Source organism: Gelidimonas denitrificans, from assembly GCF_055694065.1.
The window spans coordinates 1,360,912-1,376,890 of record NZ_CM146350.1 but is presented as its reverse complement, the minus strand read 5'-3'; the positions used below and the strand labels follow the sequence as shown (position 1 = coordinate 1,376,890).

Sequence of the window (15,979 nt, the reverse complement as noted above, 5' to 3'; positions counted from 1 at the left end):
GAAACTATGGACGTGCTTGCGCTATTTATAAGCCCGTATGTTTGGCGATGAACGTTTTCACCAGGTCGACATCGGCCGGCATCACCTCAAAATGCTGCGGCAAATCTTCGATATTCTCGAAACCGGCCGGGCGCTCGGCGTCGGTGCCCAGCGCCTCCAGGATAGTTTCGTTGAACTTGGCGGCGAGCGCGGTTTCCAGCACGATCATTGGCACGCCCGGAGTCAGATGTTCGCGCGCGACCTTGACGCCATCGGCGGTGTGGGTGTCGATGGTGATGTCGTATTCATCCTGCACGTCGCGGATGGTATCGAGCCGGTCTTGATGCGTCGATTTTCCGGACAGGAAACCGTATTGCGCGATTTTAACGAACTCGTCGCCGTCGCTGCCCGGCTTGCCGGACAGATCGAAGCCGCCGTGCGTTTCGACTTTCTGGAATAACGCACGCACGCGGTCGCCGTCGCGGTCCAGCAGATCGAAGATGAAGCGCTCGAAGTTGGACGCCTTGGAAATGTCCATCGATGGGCTGCTGGTGTGATAAGTCTCGGCCGATTTGCGCACGCGGTACACGCCGGTGCGGAAGAATTCGTCCAGCACGTCGTTCTCGTTGGTGGCGGCGATCAGCTTGTCGATCGGCAAGCCCATCATGCGGGCAATGTGGCCGGCGCAGATGTTGCCGAAATTGCCGGATGGCACCGTGAACGACACCTTTTGATCGTTGCCGGTCGTGGCCAGCAAATAACCGCGGAAGTAATACACGACTTGCGCCACCACGCGGGCCCAGTTGATCGAGTTGACGGTGCCGATCTTCTGGCGCGCCTTGAATTCCAGATCGTTCGATACCGCCTTGACCATATCCTGGCAATCGTCGAACACGCCATTAATCGCAATATTGAAGATATTCGGGTCTTGCAGGCTGAACATCTGGGCGGTTTGGAACGCGCTCATTTTCTTGTGCGGCGACAGCATGAAGACGCGGATGCCCTTCTTGCCGCGCATCGCGTATTCGGCCGCGCTGCCGGTGTCGCCGGAAGTCGCGCCGAAAATATTCAGTTCGGCATTCTTCTTGGCCAGCGTGTATTCGAACAGGTTGCCCAGCAACTGCATCGCCATGTCCTTGAAGGCCAGCGTCGGGCCGTTCGATAGCGCCAGCAGCATCAGCGTCTTGGCGCCGCCACGGCCGAGTTGTTCGTCCAGCACATGCAGCGGCGTGATCTGGCTGGCGTCATCACCCGCGCGCGCATTGCGATAGATCGCAGCAGTGTAGGTTTTGCGCGTGATGGCCTTGAGATCGGCGGCGGGAATGTCGGTGGCGAATTTTTTCAAAACCTCGAACGCCAAATCGGCGTAAGACAGCTTGCGCCAGGCACTCAATTCTTCGCCTGTGACCTGCGGATATTCGGCCGGCAGATACAGGCCGCCATCAGGCGCCAGGCCGCCCAATAGAATCTCGGAAAAGGATTGCGGTGCAGAGGATTGAACTGTGCCGGAGCGAGTGGATACGTATTGCATAGTGGCGGGCGTGGCTGCACGGAGCCAAAAATCACGCAAACTGACGCAGTCTGGTGCCGGGCGAGCGCTGAAGGTTGGTTATGGGGAGTCGGCGACCATTATAACTTCGGCGCTCCTGATTGCGGGCGATGCGGAAATGGGCGTCAACCGGCCCTCCGGCAATCCACGCGTAAGCTTGATCTTTGCCGGGATACGCCGGAACAAGCCGCATTTCTGTTGCGTTTTTGACTGTCTATTTTGGATAACAAAGGAACTTGCATAAAAAAACAGACAGGTACAGCATTTCATGCTAGAAGGCAGGTGTGACCGTATTATTCTCCTTTCAAGGGGGCTTCATGAAAATCGCAAAACAGTTTTCTCGCCTACTCACCTTGGTGGCCGCGACCGTTATTCTGTGCGCATGTAGCCAGGAAAAGCCCAAACCCGATCGATACGATCAAAGCAAAATGGATTTTAAGTCGCCCCCGGCGAAAATCACGTCAGAACGCCACCAAGGTCCCTATGCCGAAGGCGCTGCCCTCAACCTGGACGCCCGACTCAAGCCGTTGGACCCGTCTCCGGTCAAAACGATTCGGCTCGACACTTCCCATAAAATCATAGAGATTGCACCCGGCGTGAAGTTCAGCGCGTGGACCTTTGGCAATCAGGTGCCGGGGCCGACCATCCGCGCTCGTGTCGGCGACAGAATCAAGTTCAGCATGACAAACCGTAGCGACGAGGTTATGCCGGGCGTTCAGTTTACGGCCGCACCGATGATGCACTCGATGGACTTTCACGCAGCGATGTTGTCACCACAGGATAAATATCGTTCCATCGCGCCCGGACGAACTATCGAATTCGAATTTACGCTGAACTATCCGGGCGTCTTCATGTTCCATTGCGGCACGCCCATGATCCTCGAACATATCGCCTCAGGAATGTATGGCGCCTTTATCGTCGAACCGCGTGAAGGCTATCCAACCAAGGCCGACCGCGAATACGTTGTGGTTCAGAGCGAGTTCTACGTCAAGCCTGACCCACAGGACCGCAAGATTGACGGCCAACCCGTTCACGTTCTTGACGGCGACAATTTGAAGAAAGCGATTTCAAGTTATACCGTGTTCAATGGCGTACACAACGGACTTGTGAGAAAACCTCTGCTGGCAAAGCCAGGCGAGCGGGTTCGCTTGTTTGTGCTCAATGTTGGCCCCAGCAAAACATCCAGCTTCCATGTGGTCGGGACCATCTTCGACCGGGTCTGGATGGATGGCAATCCGGATAACCAGTTCCGAGGCATGCAAACCGTGCTGCTCGGGTCGTCCAATAGCGCCATTGTGGAGTTCATAGTGCCCGAAGCGGGTCAATACATTATGGTCGATCATCATTTTGCTAATGCATCGCAAGGCGCCATCGGCCTGGTCGACGCCAGCGGTAAAAAAGAAGATATGAACGACATCGAGCATCACAACATGGAGGCAACTGCGACGCCGACAGAGCCTGCAGCGGTCAAGGGAAAACTTGATTTCGAGAGCAAATGCCTGGCCTGCCATTCGATAGGACAAGGCAAAAAACTCGGACCTGATCTGGCAGGCGTGACCAAACGCCGCAGCGACGAGTGGCTCACAAAATGGCTGGAATCGCCTGAAAAAATGCTCGAAAGCGATGCAGATGCCAAGGCGATGCTGAAGGAGTATGGCGGCATTCCAATGCCCAATCAGAATTTGAGCGCATTGGAAATTGAGCAATACCTTAAATATTTCCACTGGATCGATTCCCATCCGGAAGCATCGGCTCCCGCTGACGCAGGACACTAATGCGGCGAGCCACTATTCTTCTGGCAGGGCTGGTCCTGGCCCTGCAGTGTTCAGTGGCTCTAGCCTGCGGTCATTGCGTTGAAGATAAAATTGCTGCGGTCTACGACCATGCGCTGATTACGCAAGCGCTGGCGCAAAAACGCCAAGTTGTATTTTTTGCCATCGATGGCAATTTCCCCGCCAATGAGGCAACCAGAAAGTCACTCGAATCAATCGTCAAGTCAGTCGAAGGCATCGAGAAAAACAGCATAAGAGTGTCCGTGGAGTTGGCGGCACTCTCTCTGGTTTTTGACCCAAAGCGGCAGTCGTTTGCGGCTATACAGAAATCGCTTGAGAAAAAGCTGGCGGAGAAAAAAATGACCCTATTACTAATAAAAATAATGAATCAGACAGATAAAGCTAAAAACGCGGGGTCATAAGAGCGCGGGTAGTATCCAAAGCCTGAGCCGGCGCGCACGAGCAACTTGTTCGAGTCGGGTTCAACAAATTATAAATCGCCGCTGCAGGCTGTTCACGGCACTAACAGGATCAGAGCCGATCAAACATAATTGAATATGCTCGGTTCATTGACCCGATGAGAAGCCACGTTGAAAACTACCGCGCACTTCCTCACTCACTTCCGCCCCCCCCTACTCAACTTTGCGCTGGCAATTCTTGTCGCCGCCACGACGCCGCTGCAAGCCATGGCCGATGGCGAGATCTCGGGCTTCGCCTCCATGCAGGATGACGGTTTACTGAAGATATCCGGCTACCGCATCCGTCTCTACGGCATCTATATTCCACCGACCGAACAGACCTGCTATACCTTCGTGCGGCCTGTGCCATGCGGAAGTCGGGCAGCGCTGGCGCTTAACTTCAAGATCGAGGGCGACTTCGTACACTGCACGCAACAGATGCGTCACGTTGACGACAGCATCACAGCCAGTTGCACACTGGGAAATGAGGATCTCAGTGAATGGCTGTTGCAGAAAGGATGGGCGGTGGCGTTGCCGGACGCCCCTTTCCAATATTCTGCATTGGAAAGGATTGCACAATCCCGGGGGATCGGGATTTGGGGCGTGCCGGTCGATATACGCAGGAAGCGGCGCTAGCGCATGCCAAAACTGCCCCGCTCTACTGTGCGATATTGCGTTAAACACATTAATCAAAAGCAAAAAGTAGTCGGCCAGCATGCACAGTTATGCCGTCTCTTCCCCGTCTCTTCCATACTTCGGCGGTACAACTAATCCGCTTAGAAAGACTTCGCTCTGACGTACCGCAATAAGCGCGCACAAAGTCCATCGTCTAATAAGCACTGGGCATAATCAATAATGATCCAAGCGAGAGGAGCGGGCCATGCTGGTCGTAACTAATCGAAATATCATCGAAAGCAATTTCAAGAACGGCGTCAGTAACGAAACGGGCTTCGGCGAGCAAGTCAACGATAAAGGCCCCAACGAGCTGAGACTGGCCAATGTGACGCGGGTCAACGAACGATGGGTTGTAAAGCTGGCGCAGGAGCCCGCCAATCTGACGCCGGAGACCCTGCCCTCCCGCATGGAGTTTCAAAAACTTGCCAAGCGCTGCGTCGCCGGCAAGAAGAATTGCCTGTTTTATGTCCACGGTTACGACAAACCCTTTCCCGAAACGCTGGAGCAGGCATGGCTGCTGCAGGAGACTTACGGCGTTGAGATGGTTTTGTTCTCGTGGCCATCCAACACCGGCGGCTTCAAGCTAGTCGAATACAGAAAAGCGCGCCGCATTGCACAGGTGTCGTTCGGCGCACTCGATGCGTTGCTGGAAAAATTCAGCATCTATCTGTATGACTGGATGACGCCGATGGATGAATCGTCGTTGTTGAATTGCGGCGTGACCATCAATTTCCTGTCGCACAGCCTGGGGAATTATCTGTTTGAAAATTACATATTAAGCAACGCCTATCAAGTCGAGACGCGCATCTTTACCAATGTCATTTTGAGCCAGGCCGATGTCAACAGCATCGACCATCTGAAATGGGTGGACAAGATCGTTGCGGGGCAACGCATCTTTGTGACCATCAACGAAAACGATAAAATATTGAGCTGGTCAGAGACCGTCAACCCGCCCCGATTGGGAAAAACCTTGATGAATCTGGCATCAACCAAGGCTACCTATTTTGACTTTACCAACGGCAGGGGCGTCGGTCTAAAGCACCAGTTGTGGGGCGAAGTAAACAATAAAATTGTGAAGAATTTTTTCGCTGCGGTATTGAATGGAAAACGCGGTGACGATGTTGCCGGGTTTATTTTTGATGCGCGGTTAAATGCGTTTCGGATTAACTGAGCCTAATTTGAAACATTCAGGTTAGCAGGCCGCATGATTGACGGTCTAGCTTATCGGGCGCAAGGAGGTTCCGCTGGCACGAAGTCGTCAGGCGGTGCATGGTAAAAGAAACTTTCGGTGAAGGTGTCGGTTCCACTCATGACTGGGTATCAAGAAGAAAAGATAGGAATTGGACCCAGCTTAGCGTCTGAGCGCTAAGCTGGGAATGAAATTTCAGCCGTCAGTTAAGGAACAGACAGCAAGGGACGAATCAAAAATCATTGTCGAATTGTTCTATATCCCGAGCACCTCACGAAATTTATCTGGTGAAATATAACTCTGTTGAGTAAATTTTATATTGAGCTCCGGGTCCAGTTTTCTCCCCCGAAACTCATGCTCATCAATAAATTTTGATTTGACCGGAATGGCAACAACAGTCTTTAATCCTTTGCGCGTTTCCGTTGCTCCCCATCCGTCCTGATCGATTTCTACACATCCTATTACGACTTGATTTTTTGGCGGACCGCTTACCCCAAGTAGCCATTTTGGCGAAGAATCTGAATTCTTCGCCCAAGCAGCAGCAAGCCCTGCCATTCGCCACCACCGATCAATCCGTTCAAGCACTGCTTTATCGTCAGGCAAATTCGCCATCGAAAATTCTCGGTCCGTAATTTCCATATCGAGATTTATATGCACCAAGATTGCGCCTTCTTTCGCAATTACTTTCAATTCTTTTTTGGCAATATCTCTATCGTCCAATCGCCCAACAAGAAGTCGCGGCACTCCAAGTGGTCGGAAACGCCATTTAGTACTGCAAAGATGAACGTTAAATAGTTTTGGATCCGCCCCTTTTAGGGCGGACACCAAGGCCGTCTCAACAATATCTGCTGTTACTGCAGGAAATGGTCCAGTAATCTCTACATGCCACTTTTTTTCCTTATCCGCCAAACGCCTTTCCAACTCTTTGTTATGTGTTTTCGTCTCGTGACTGTTTGCACGAGTAGCAGAACTACCGCGACCGACATAGAAAATTTTCCCAGAGAGCTCCCGATAGATATAAACGTAAGACTGATCCTTGATTTTAGTACTCGATTCTGACTTTTTTGCATAAATCCTCCCCTGTTATTTATTTAAGTCAACTTCCTTTGCCACCCTCCAAAACACGTATTTAATGCGTCATAGAGTGACGCATGCTTACACCATAATCTTTACTTGGGTCAACGACCAGTTAACGAATAGGGAGATGTGTCATGTTTAAAGCAGAACTGAATATCAACGGGAAAACCATTCCACTCGGGGATAAAGCACTGCGCCGAATCGTTCTCTGTCTTCCGGATGCCGATGAGTATCAGGAAATCTATGACGATTTAGCAAAACATCCAAACCCGGAAATCCGGAGCAACACGGCGGCAATTGATTCGCTTAGCACAGCGGCCTTCAACAGGTTGAAGAACGACACCGAAGCAAGTGTTCTGTGCGGGATATTGTATAACCCGAAGGCCGAACAATTACTGTGCCAGGAAGACTTGAATCGGATGATTGCGCTGGGCGATGTTGATCTGATTGAAATGATCTTGCTCACGCTAGAAAATCTTTCTAATTGCAATCCGCTTGAAACCCTTCGCCGGATACCATGAACCCCGATCCGCACATCTATATCCTGGCAGCTGATTACGTAAATGCCAATCCAGATGCGTTTTTGGAATTACTGGATGACCCAGATCAGGATATCAGAAGAAAATTGGAGAGATGTTCAAGATTGATTTAGCGTACAAGTGCGGCAGCAGCCGAATGCCCAGAGTCTAATAGAACGCACATTCAGGTCACCGGTAACGCGCAATGGCGTTGTGATTTTCCTTGCGAATATCCTTACGCAAGGAAGCCGGCCCCACTACTTCAATATCTCCGCCGAAACCAAGCAGCCACCAGCGCAAACGGCGCGTATCGAGGACGGTTGCTGTGATCTCCAATATTGACTCGTCAATTTTGCGCACATCCTGATCCGTGGAAAGCGGCGTCTCCAACAGATGCCGCCCCCGGCCATTGAAAAGACGGATTTCCAGCTTGATTTCCTTCGCATCGCCACCAAACCCGAATGCGCCGGACGCAATATAGGCGTCAAGGTCAAAACCAACCGGCCAGTTGACGTCAAATTCCAGCATCGATGCCGACTGAATGCGGTGCAGCGCCAGCAGGCGAATATCCTGATACTCAAAAAACGTAACTACCAGATACAGTACCGGACCATTTTCGACCAGAGCAAGCAGGTTAACCGGCACATATTCGCGCGCATCCTCCTGTCCAGCGTGTAGGTAAGTAATGTGAATCTGCTTTCCACGTAATAGTGCGGCATAAACTTCCTTTTGCACCTGCGGATTAATTTTTGGTCGCAGAAGCGGCTGGTGTGGCTCGATACTGCGAACCTTGCCCGGCCAGTCTTTGACTGCACTGTTCGATACCTCCGCCGACAGTTTGCGGCTTGCCTCCTTGAAGTAGGGCTTCAGATCCTCGCAAATACTGGTAGGCAGCAAGCGATCGGAAAACTGTTTCAGCATCAAAAAACTCAGCGCTTCCGGCTCGCTCAATCCTGGAAATAGGCTTACTGAAACATTACTTGCGTATTTCCAGCCGAACGGCTTGCTGCGGTCGTCAACTTCGAGCCCAAACGGTATCGACAGCATTTGCAAATCGCGCTCAATCGTACGTTTGCTGGTGTGATATCCCCTATCCGCCAGGCGCAGATGAATTTCGGAAGAACTCAGTTTTCGGTCGCGTGACAGCAACTTTAATACTTCGATATAACGCAGCAATGTTTCAGACATGGGAACACTCGGCTAAAAATGATTATTTTGATTGTCGCACGCGCCATGCAAAACCTGATTCAGATACGACACGCATTGTCGTAGGCGGCAGTTACTATGTGAAGAGTATCCGTAAAAATAGAATGGTTTGCTAACGAAAACAAGGAGCTGCTATGTCGATGTTGATCGAACATATCGATGCCATCGCGCGTCAGAAAAAACACGATGTCATATTTCTTTCATTTGGCCATGCAAGTGGGCCCGATGAGCAATCTTTTTTTGAAACCTATTGCCCCGACTCCGATCCGGTGCGCAGCAACGTAATGAAATGGTTGGAAGAAAATCATATCCCGCACCAGTTATGCGCTGGCATTGCCGATGAAAATACCATCGGCGGCTGGCGCGGCGAGGTGTATCTGGATGTGCCGAATGATCCGCAAGACCCGATCTATCGGAAGTTGAGCGATTTCCTTGAAACGCCAGACGAAGAGCCGAAAATTCCGAGCGTGCGTTTTTATCTTCTTCCGCTGGAAATTGCGATGAAAAATGCTCACCATGACGCGCCCGGATATTGGGACGATTGGATCAAATCCTGGTAGCGCTAAGCCCCCTGGATTTGGCGAATCGTAAGATTAAGCTGCTGCTGCAAAAACCACTATGACCAAACATACAGATGAGACTGAACTGGCGTCATTAATGAAGCGCCGCATCGCATTAAAGGAAGAAAGCAACTCACTGGAAGAAAGAATTTCTTGCCTCCTGGATCGGCAAGGCAATCTCGGCTTCACATATGATCCAGAACCCAATTTCACTGCCGACGAGCGCAGACGGCTCAACCTGTTCAACCAGCGGATGGCGGAAATAGAAATGAAGATGCGTGAAGCCTATCGGCAAGTCGGCTCCGAAGCGGATGCCGCGCTCGCACAATGGGCGCATTGCCTGCATGACTATGAGTTGCAGGGAAGGGTCACTCTGTATCTGCGGGAAGACGATCCAGAGTATCTGGAAGATGACGATAATATCGTGGCTGAACGTGACCTCTCCAGCTACGCACTAGAACCTGGCAATATCGACGACTACTGGGAGTCATATGCTTTGGCGGGGCAAGTGGTACAACGTCCGCATTGCTACATTTTTCATGATTTTATTGACCATGATGATAACAATCAGCAAGTTTGTTTGACAAATTTCCTGAGAACAGGCAACGCCTGGATCGATGTGGTCGTTACGTATCAATACTGCCTGGATATCGACTCAGGTGAATGGGAAAAACCATGCAATCGGCGGTCAGAGTGGTGGAGCAGATAGCGAGAGAAAGAACCCAACCGGCGCTCCGTCGATTCAAATCCTGACTCCACCGGCGAAGATGGGTTCACCAATGTACGAAATACCACGTTACCTTCTTGCGCTATTCGCCCAATACGGTCTGGAGCAAACGAAGACCTTCCAGAGCTCCCGTCACCAGACCAATATGCGATCCGCTACGCACTCTCGCATTGGTCGGATTAATACGAATCAAAGGAATGTTCAATGACTCCCCTTTGCGGCGCACGGTCAAAATATTAATGCCGGCACCGATCTCCACCACGACCAGATTGCTTGTCTTTTTCAGCCACATGGCAAGGCGCGCAGTTTGTAAATCGGTGCGTTCCGACAGCCAGCGCCAGTCGTCAAACATCAGAATATTTGGCCGCGCCAGACCGCCGCAGTATGGACAGCAAATCAACTCAGACCGCAACAGGCAGTTCTCGATGTCAAGCTCGTGCTCCATCTCGTCTGAAGGCCATATATCCGACTGACATGGCGTACAGCATTGCAGGTGGTGAATCGAACCGTGGCACTCGACGATCCTTGATGCATCAAACCCCGCTTTCTGGAACTGGCCATCGACATTGCTTGTGAAGACAAAAGCGCCATGCTGCATGCGGGCGGCAATCTCTCGAAGAATGGCGAATCCCGCATGAGGCACCGTATTCCGGTACAGCTGCAGGCGATGCCCATAGAATCCCCAAGCACGGCGTGGCATCTGAGCAAACGCAACAGGATTGGCAATATCGCTGAACGATATCCTGCTATGCGCGAGCGGCGGATACGCTTTCCAGAAACCGCTATTGCCCCGAAAATCCGGAAGACCGGAATCTACGCCTATGCCCGCTCCTGCTGTGATTAAAAGGCCATCCGCTTGCCGTAGCAAATTCCCGGCCGCCACCAATTTATGAATATCGCCCATGATTCACTTGGATAATTTTGAGAAGATTTCAAGTATGCCAGCATGATGCGACGATATATGTCGCATAAAAATCATTTGACCAACAATCCTGTTCGGCTCCGCAATGATGGTGGCATCCACGTTGGTGCCTGTCTTGAGTGTATTTTTAGCTTGCCAGATAAGCAATCGAGCGATCATTGATACTTGTGAGTGTTCTGCTGTAGCGGCGCAAATTGCACACTAATCTCTAACGATGCGATACACACTGCCATTTTGGGAAAGCAAATACAATTCATGTCCGGCATCCTGCCCAAACGAAAGAATTGACCCGACATTTTGAATGCCCCAGTCCTTTTGCTCTGTGGCTGTGCCGTTCGCAAACAAAAAACTCTGTAGTCGGCCTGCGCAAAAATCGGAATAGAAATAACGCCCCTGCGCTTCAGGAATTGCCGTTCCGCGATAGACATAGCCGCCGGTAATCGAACAGCGATTATTCAAATGATCGTGCTCAATAATCGGCAGGGTAATGCCTTGCTTGTTGCAGGGATCTCCCGGGAAACAGAGAGTGCCTTCGGTGATGTTCCAGCCATAGTTCAACCCGGCCTGGCCCAAGCCGGCTACGTCGACTTCTTCGCGCCGGTCTTGGCCCACGTCGGCAATATAAAGAAGCGGGGCATCAAAAGCATAGCGCCACGGATTGCGCAAGCCATAAGCCCAGATCTCGGGCCGTTTGCCACTTTGATTGATGAAAGGATTGTTCGGTGGAATTGTGTAAGGCTGGGCAACCGTAGCGGCATTCACGTCTATCCGCAGCAGCTTGCCGAGCAGCGAATTGGTGTTCCGGGCATTCCCGAAAGGATCGCCAGCGCCACCGCCGTCACCCGTTCCCAAATAGAGAAAACCGTCCGGCCCAAAGGCGGCCAGGCCGCCATTGTGATTGCCGAAAGTCGGATGTGGAATGGTCAGTATGCGCAACCCGGAAAGCGGGTCCGCCACATATGCACTGGCTAGCGGTGCACGAAAACGCTCGATCACCAGATTGCCGAATACATCCGTATAGAAAACAAAGAAAAAACCGTTCGAGGCATATTGCGGATGGAATGCCATCGACAACAATCCCCGTTCATTATCGGTGGTGGTTCGATTGGTAATGTCGAGAAATGGTGTAGTTAGCAATGTCGCATCCTGCACGATGCGAATTTTCCCGGAACGCTCGACGATGAACAAACGCGTATCGCCGGCGGGCGCCGTGAGAAAAACCGGGCTATCCAATCCAGTGGCGACTGGTTGCAGCGCCAATTTAAGCGTTCCCGGAGGGATTGTCGTTAGCCCACCGCTGCCACCTCCACCTCCACCTCCACCGCAAGTGGTGAGCAGAAGCACCAGAAAGCCCAACAACAAGACTCGAACGGCTTTAATCGGCATAGAAAGATTTAGCATGGTAAGTACCTGAAGAGTGCAAAGCTTCGCGGCTACACGGATTTATGTCATTGCCAATTGCTTAGGTTGGAACCTCCAGAACGATAAATAGTGCCTGGACAACTTGGCTTGATCTTCATAAATACTGATAAATATCAAGCATGCTTTTTTCTCAGCTCGACCTGCTCCTAGCAAGCAGCATGATTGACCGTCACCACATGCACCGCCAAACCGCCGAGCGAGGTTTCCTTGTACTTGGCTTGCATGTCGGCACCGGTCTGGCGCATGGTCTCAATAACTTGATCCAGGCTGACGTAATGGGTGCCATCGCCTTTCAGCGCCAGCGAGGCGGCCGTGATCGCTTTGACTGCGCCCAGGCCGTTGCGCTCGATGCACGGAATTTGCACCAAACCACCGATGGGGTCGCAGGTCAGGCCGAGATGATGTTCGATGCCGATTTCGGCGGCATTTTCGATTTGCGCATTGCTGCCGCCGAGTGCGGCGACCAGGCCGGCGGCGGCCATCGCGCAGGCGACGCCGACTTCGCCCTGGCAACCGACTTCCGCGCCGGAAATCGAGGCATTGCGTTTGCACAGCATGCCAATTGCAGCCGCCGCCAGCAGGAAAGCGCGCACTCCGCTTTTCGAGTCGCTGGGACGGCAATCTTCGGTGTAATAGCGCAACACTGCCGGAATGATGCCGGCTGCGCCATTGGTAGGCGCGGTAACGACGCGGCCACCGGCGGCGTTTTGTTCGTTGACCGCCATCGCATACAGGCTGACCCGGTGCAGCGCATCGTGCGGCAAAGTGTCGTGTAATAACCTATCGTGCAACAAGCTGTCGGCCGGTTCCTGCTCCGCCTGCCATAGCGCCGCAGCACGGCGCTTGACATGCAGGCCGCCGGGCAGTTCGCCTTTGGCAAGCAGCCCGCTGGCAATGCAGTCGTGCATCACGTCCCAAATCCGGTCTAGCCCGGCATCAAGTTCTTGCGCGCTGCAATGCACCTGTTCGTTGGCGCGCATCATGGCGACAATGCCCAAACCGCTGTCGCGCCCGTGCTGCAATAAATCTGCCATGGTGTCGAACGGATAGGGCAAGGCGTTTGCGACTGGCGCTTTGGCGGCATTCATCTCTTCGGCGCTGCAAATAAAGCCGCCGCCGACCGAATAAAACACCGTTTCGGTCACGCTGCCGTCCTTGCGAATCAGGCTAAAACGCATGCCGTTTGGATGGGCCGGCAAGCTTTCTTTCTTGCACCACAGCAGATCACGCGCCGCATCGAAGGCGACCGGATGCTGGCCGAGCAATCTGATCTGGCCGCTGCTCTTGATCGCCGCCAGCTTGCCGGCGACCGATTCCGGCGCGATATCCTGCGGCGTTTCGCCCATCAGGCCGAGCAGCACCGCGCTATCGGTCGCATGCCCAACGCCGGTCAGGGCCAGCGAGCCATACAGCGCCACTTGCACTTGCACCGCCTGCTCCAGCGCCGGACATTCCATCAGGAAACGGCGCGCCGCCAGCATCGGCCCGACCGTATGCGAACTGGAGGGCCCGATGCTGATTTTAAAAAGGTCGAATACCCGCATGTCCATGGTTGTCTCTTTTGTCTTTTAATTTTGAAGATTAAAAACCTGAAAATTCCAGCGCCGTAGTCGGGTTAGCGAGCGCGTAATCCGCCCTACAAAAGCCGTTCTAATTCCAGCGGTTTAGTTTGCTGCGGCGCAATGTTTTTCAGCATATCGTCCACCATCTGCTCCAGATCGACCTGCACTTGCCAGCCCCAATCGGCGCGGGCCTGGGTGTCGTCCAGACTTTGCGGCCAGCTGGCGGCAATCGCCTGGCGTTCATCCGGCGCATAACGTATCTCGAATTGCGGCAATACGCGCTGAATCGCTTGCGCCAATTGCTGCGGGTTAAAGCTGACACCCGCCACATTGTAGGAAGAGCGCACCCGGATTTGCGCGGCCGGCGCATCCATCAGCAGGGTGGTGGCGCGGATGGCATCTGGCATGTAGATCATCGGCAAGGTGGTGTCGGGGCCAAGGTAGCACTGATAACAATCACCTTGCAAAGCCGCATGGAAGATGGCAATCGCGTAATCGGTGGTGCCGCCGCCCGGCGGCGACTTGTAGCTGATGATGCCGGGATAGCGAATGCTGCGCACATCGACGCCGAATTTATGAAAATAATATTCGCACAGGCGTTCGCCGGCCAACTTGCTGATGCCGTAAATGGTGGTCGGGTCCATGATCGTGGTTTGCGGCGTGGCCACGGCAGGCGTATTCGGGCCGAAGGCGGCAATCGAAGAGGGCCAGAATACCCGCAGCGGCGTGCCGGCCTGGTCGCGTTTGCGCGCGATTTCCAGGATATTGAGCAAGCCGTCCATGTTCAGGGTCCAGGCGCGCAAAGGGGCTTGCTCGCCGGTGACGGACAGCAATGCGGCCAGTTGGTATGCCTGTGTGATGTGATGGCGTTCGATCAGTTGCGCCATGCGCGCCGCATCCAGCACATCGAGCTGTTCATATCGCGCCGCGCCATGCAGATTGCTGCCAATGTCGGACGCAATCACATGCTCTGCGCCGTGTTGCGCCGACAGCGCCAGCACCAGTTCGCTGCCAATTTGTCCATTCGCGCCGATAACTAAAATTTGTTCCATTACCGTATTCCTTATTGATTCAGCAAACCAAGTTCGCGCCCGGCCTGTGCAAAAGCGGCCAGCGCCACGTCCAGTTGTTCGGTGCTATGAGCGGCCGACAACTGCACCCGCACCCTGGCCTGCCCCATCGGCACCACCGGGTAAAAAAAGCCAGTCACCAGCACGCCGAGTTCATACAGGCGTTGCGCAAACTGTTGCGCCACCTTGGCGTCGAACAGCATCACCGGCACCACAGGATGGGTGCCGGGCTTGATGGTGAAGCCCAAGGCGGCGATTTCACGCCGGAAATATTCCGTGTTGGCATGCAGACGGTCGCGGAGTTCCGTCGATGCGGACAGGCGCTGCAATACCGACAGCGAAGCGCCGGCGATCGAGGGTGCCAGCGTGTTGGAAAACAGATACGGGCGCGATTTCTGGCGCAGGGTCTCGATCACTTCGCGCTTGGCAGCGGTGAAGCCGCCCATCGCGCCGCCCAAGGCTTTGCCCAGCGTGCCGGTGATGATATCGACGCGCCCCATCACGCCGTGATGCTCGTGCGTGCCGCGTCCAGTCGCGCCCATGAAGCCGGAGGCGTGACATTCGTCGATCATCACCAGCGCGCCATAGCGGTCGGCCAAATCGCAAATCTTGTCGAGTTGCGCAATCGTGCCATCCATCGAAAATACGCCGTCGGTCGCAATCAGCGTATGGCGTTTGCCGGCTGCGGCGGCGGCTTGCAATTGCAGCTCCAGGTCCGCCATGTCGTTGTGCTGGTAGCGGTAACGCGCCGCTTTGCACAGCCGGATGCCGTCAATGATCGAGGCGTGATTCAGCGCATCCGAGATGATTGCATCTTGCTCATCGAATAGCGGTTCGAACACGCCGCCGTTGGCATCGAACGCCGCCGCATACAAAATCGTGTCTTCCATCCCGAGAAAATCCGACAACGCGCGCTCCAGTTGCTTGTGAACAGTTTGCGTGCCGCAGATGAAGCGCACCGAAGACAGGCCGTAGCCGTATTGTTCGGTAGCTTTGATGGCAGCTTGCACGGTGTCTTCGTCGCCCGACAGGCCCAGATAATTGTTGGCGCACAGATTGATCAGGCTGCGGCCATCGTCGCACACCACTTGCGCGCCCTGGCGCGATGCCAGCACGCGTTCTTGCTTGTACAAACCCTGTTCACGCAAGGCATCGAGTTTTTCGCTCAAGTTATTGATAAATAATTGCTTATTGTTCGGTTGTGCGCTCATGTTGACCTCTTGTTATTAATGTGGTTTGTGCCAGAACATCCATACTGCAGCGTTTTTTGAAAGTCATCTGTTACGATGTGCG

The 15,979-nt window shown here is 53.4% G+C and carries 16 protein-coding genes; 7 read left to right on the top strand and 9 right to left on the bottom strand.

Annotated elements, in window-relative coordinates; genetic code table 11:
* Window positions 1-25 precede the first annotated feature (25 nt).
* Window positions 26-1,510: a threonine synthase gene (gene thrC, locus FKCLFG_RS06485; RefSeq protein ID WP_472615401.1), complete on the bottom strand. Its 1,485-nt coding sequence runs from the start codon at window positions 1,508-1,510 to the stop codon at window positions 26-28.
* A 335-nt stretch (window positions 1,511-1,845) separates the two neighbouring features.
* Between thrC and FKCLFG_RS06480 the strand changes: the two genes are divergently transcribed.
* The 4 genes from FKCLFG_RS06480 to FKCLFG_RS06465 all read left to right on the top strand — a co-directional run bounded on the left by FKCLFG_RS06480 (window position 1,846) and on the right by FKCLFG_RS06465 (window position 5,604).
* Window positions 1,846-3,303: a multicopper oxidase domain-containing protein gene (locus tag FKCLFG_RS06480; protein ID WP_472615400.1), complete on the top strand. Its 1,458-nt coding sequence runs from the start codon at window positions 1,846-1,848 to the stop codon at window positions 3,301-3,303.
* Complete coding sequence (locus tag FKCLFG_RS06475; RefSeq protein WP_472615399.1) at window positions 3,303-3,722, top strand: hypothetical protein; 420 nt, start codon at window positions 3,303-3,305, stop codon at window positions 3,720-3,722. The genes FKCLFG_RS06480 and FKCLFG_RS06475 overlap by 1 nt, the downstream gene beginning before the upstream one ends.
* Window positions 3,723-3,890: 168 nt before the next feature.
* Complete coding sequence (locus tag FKCLFG_RS06470) at window positions 3,891-4,394, top strand: thermonuclease family protein (protein WP_472615398.1); 504 nt, start codon at window positions 3,891-3,893, stop codon at window positions 4,392-4,394.
* Window positions 4,395-4,638: 244 nt separating this feature from the next.
* A complete protein-coding gene (locus FKCLFG_RS06465) occupies window positions 4,639-5,604 on the top strand; it encodes an alpha/beta hydrolase (RefSeq protein ID WP_472615397.1) in 966 nt (321 codons plus the stop codon).
* A 273-nt stretch (window positions 5,605-5,877) separates the two neighbouring features.
* On the opposite strand, the gene FKCLFG_RS06460 is transcribed toward FKCLFG_RS06465, so the two are convergent.
* A complete protein-coding gene (locus tag FKCLFG_RS06460) occupies window positions 5,878-6,531 on the bottom strand; it encodes a hypothetical protein (RefSeq protein ID WP_472615396.1) in 654 nt (217 codons plus the stop codon).
* Between the two features lie 302 nt (window positions 6,532-6,833).
* On the opposite strand from FKCLFG_RS06460, the gene FKCLFG_RS06455 reads away from it, so the two are divergent.
* Window positions 6,834-7,220 carry a hypothetical protein gene (locus tag FKCLFG_RS06455; RefSeq protein ID WP_472615395.1) on the top strand — a complete coding sequence of 129 codons (387 nt, stop codon included), beginning with the start codon at window positions 6,834-6,836 and terminating at the stop codon, window positions 7,218-7,220.
* A 186-nt stretch (window positions 7,221-7,406) separates the two neighbouring features.
* Here the strand turns inward: FKCLFG_RS06455 and FKCLFG_RS06450 are convergent, their stop codons facing one another.
* Window positions 7,407-8,405 carry a helix-turn-helix transcriptional regulator gene (locus tag FKCLFG_RS06450; protein WP_472615394.1) on the bottom strand — a complete coding sequence of 333 codons (999 nt, stop codon included), beginning with the start codon at window positions 8,403-8,405 and terminating at the stop codon, window positions 7,407-7,409.
* Between the two features lie 152 nt (window positions 8,406-8,557).
* Here FKCLFG_RS06450 and FKCLFG_RS06445 point away from each other — a divergent pair, with 152 nt between their 5' ends.
* Both FKCLFG_RS06445 and FKCLFG_RS06440 read left to right on the top strand, forming a co-directional pair.
* Window positions 8,558-8,983, top strand: coding sequence for a hypothetical protein (locus tag FKCLFG_RS06445; protein WP_472615393.1), 426 nt, complete (start codon window positions 8,558-8,560; stop codon window positions 8,981-8,983).
* A gap of 58 nt (window positions 8,984-9,041) precedes the next feature.
* A complete protein-coding gene (locus FKCLFG_RS06440; protein ID WP_472615905.1) occupies window positions 9,042-9,692 on the top strand; it encodes a hypothetical protein in 651 nt (216 codons plus the stop codon).
* A gap of 100 nt (window positions 9,693-9,792) precedes the next feature.
* Here FKCLFG_RS06440 and FKCLFG_RS06435 read toward each other — a convergent pair whose 3' ends face one another.
* The 6 genes from FKCLFG_RS06435 to kbl all read right to left on the bottom strand — a co-directional run bounded on the left by FKCLFG_RS06435 (window position 9,793) and on the right by kbl (window position 15,897).
* Entirely contained in the window at window positions 9,793-10,614 is an 822-nt protein-coding gene (locus FKCLFG_RS06435) for an SIR2 family NAD-dependent protein deacylase (protein WP_472615392.1), read from the bottom strand.
* A gap of 3 nt (window positions 10,615-10,617) precedes the next feature.
* Entirely contained in the window at window positions 10,618-10,791 is a 174-nt protein-coding gene (locus tag FKCLFG_RS06430) for a hypothetical protein (RefSeq protein ID WP_472615391.1), read from the bottom strand.
* A 42-nt stretch (window positions 10,792-10,833) separates the two neighbouring features.
* On the bottom strand, window positions 10,834-12,033 hold the full coding sequence (locus FKCLFG_RS06425) for a PQQ-dependent sugar dehydrogenase (protein WP_472615390.1): 1,200 nt from the start codon (window positions 12,031-12,033) through the stop codon (window positions 10,834-10,836).
* Window positions 12,034-12,200: 167 nt separating this feature from the next.
* Complete coding sequence (locus FKCLFG_RS06420; RefSeq protein WP_472615389.1) at window positions 12,201-13,604, bottom strand: L-serine ammonia-lyase; 1,404 nt, start codon at window positions 13,602-13,604, stop codon at window positions 12,201-12,203.
* A gap of 86 nt (window positions 13,605-13,690) precedes the next feature.
* Window positions 13,691-14,668, bottom strand: coding sequence for an NAD-dependent epimerase/dehydratase family protein (locus FKCLFG_RS06415; protein ID WP_472615388.1), 978 nt, complete (start codon window positions 14,666-14,668; stop codon window positions 13,691-13,693).
* An 11-nt stretch (window positions 14,669-14,679) separates the two neighbouring features.
* A complete protein-coding gene (gene kbl, locus FKCLFG_RS06410; RefSeq protein WP_472615387.1) occupies window positions 14,680-15,897 on the bottom strand; it encodes a glycine C-acetyltransferase in 1,218 nt (405 codons plus the stop codon).
* Window positions 15,898-15,979: the final 82 nt, after the last annotated feature.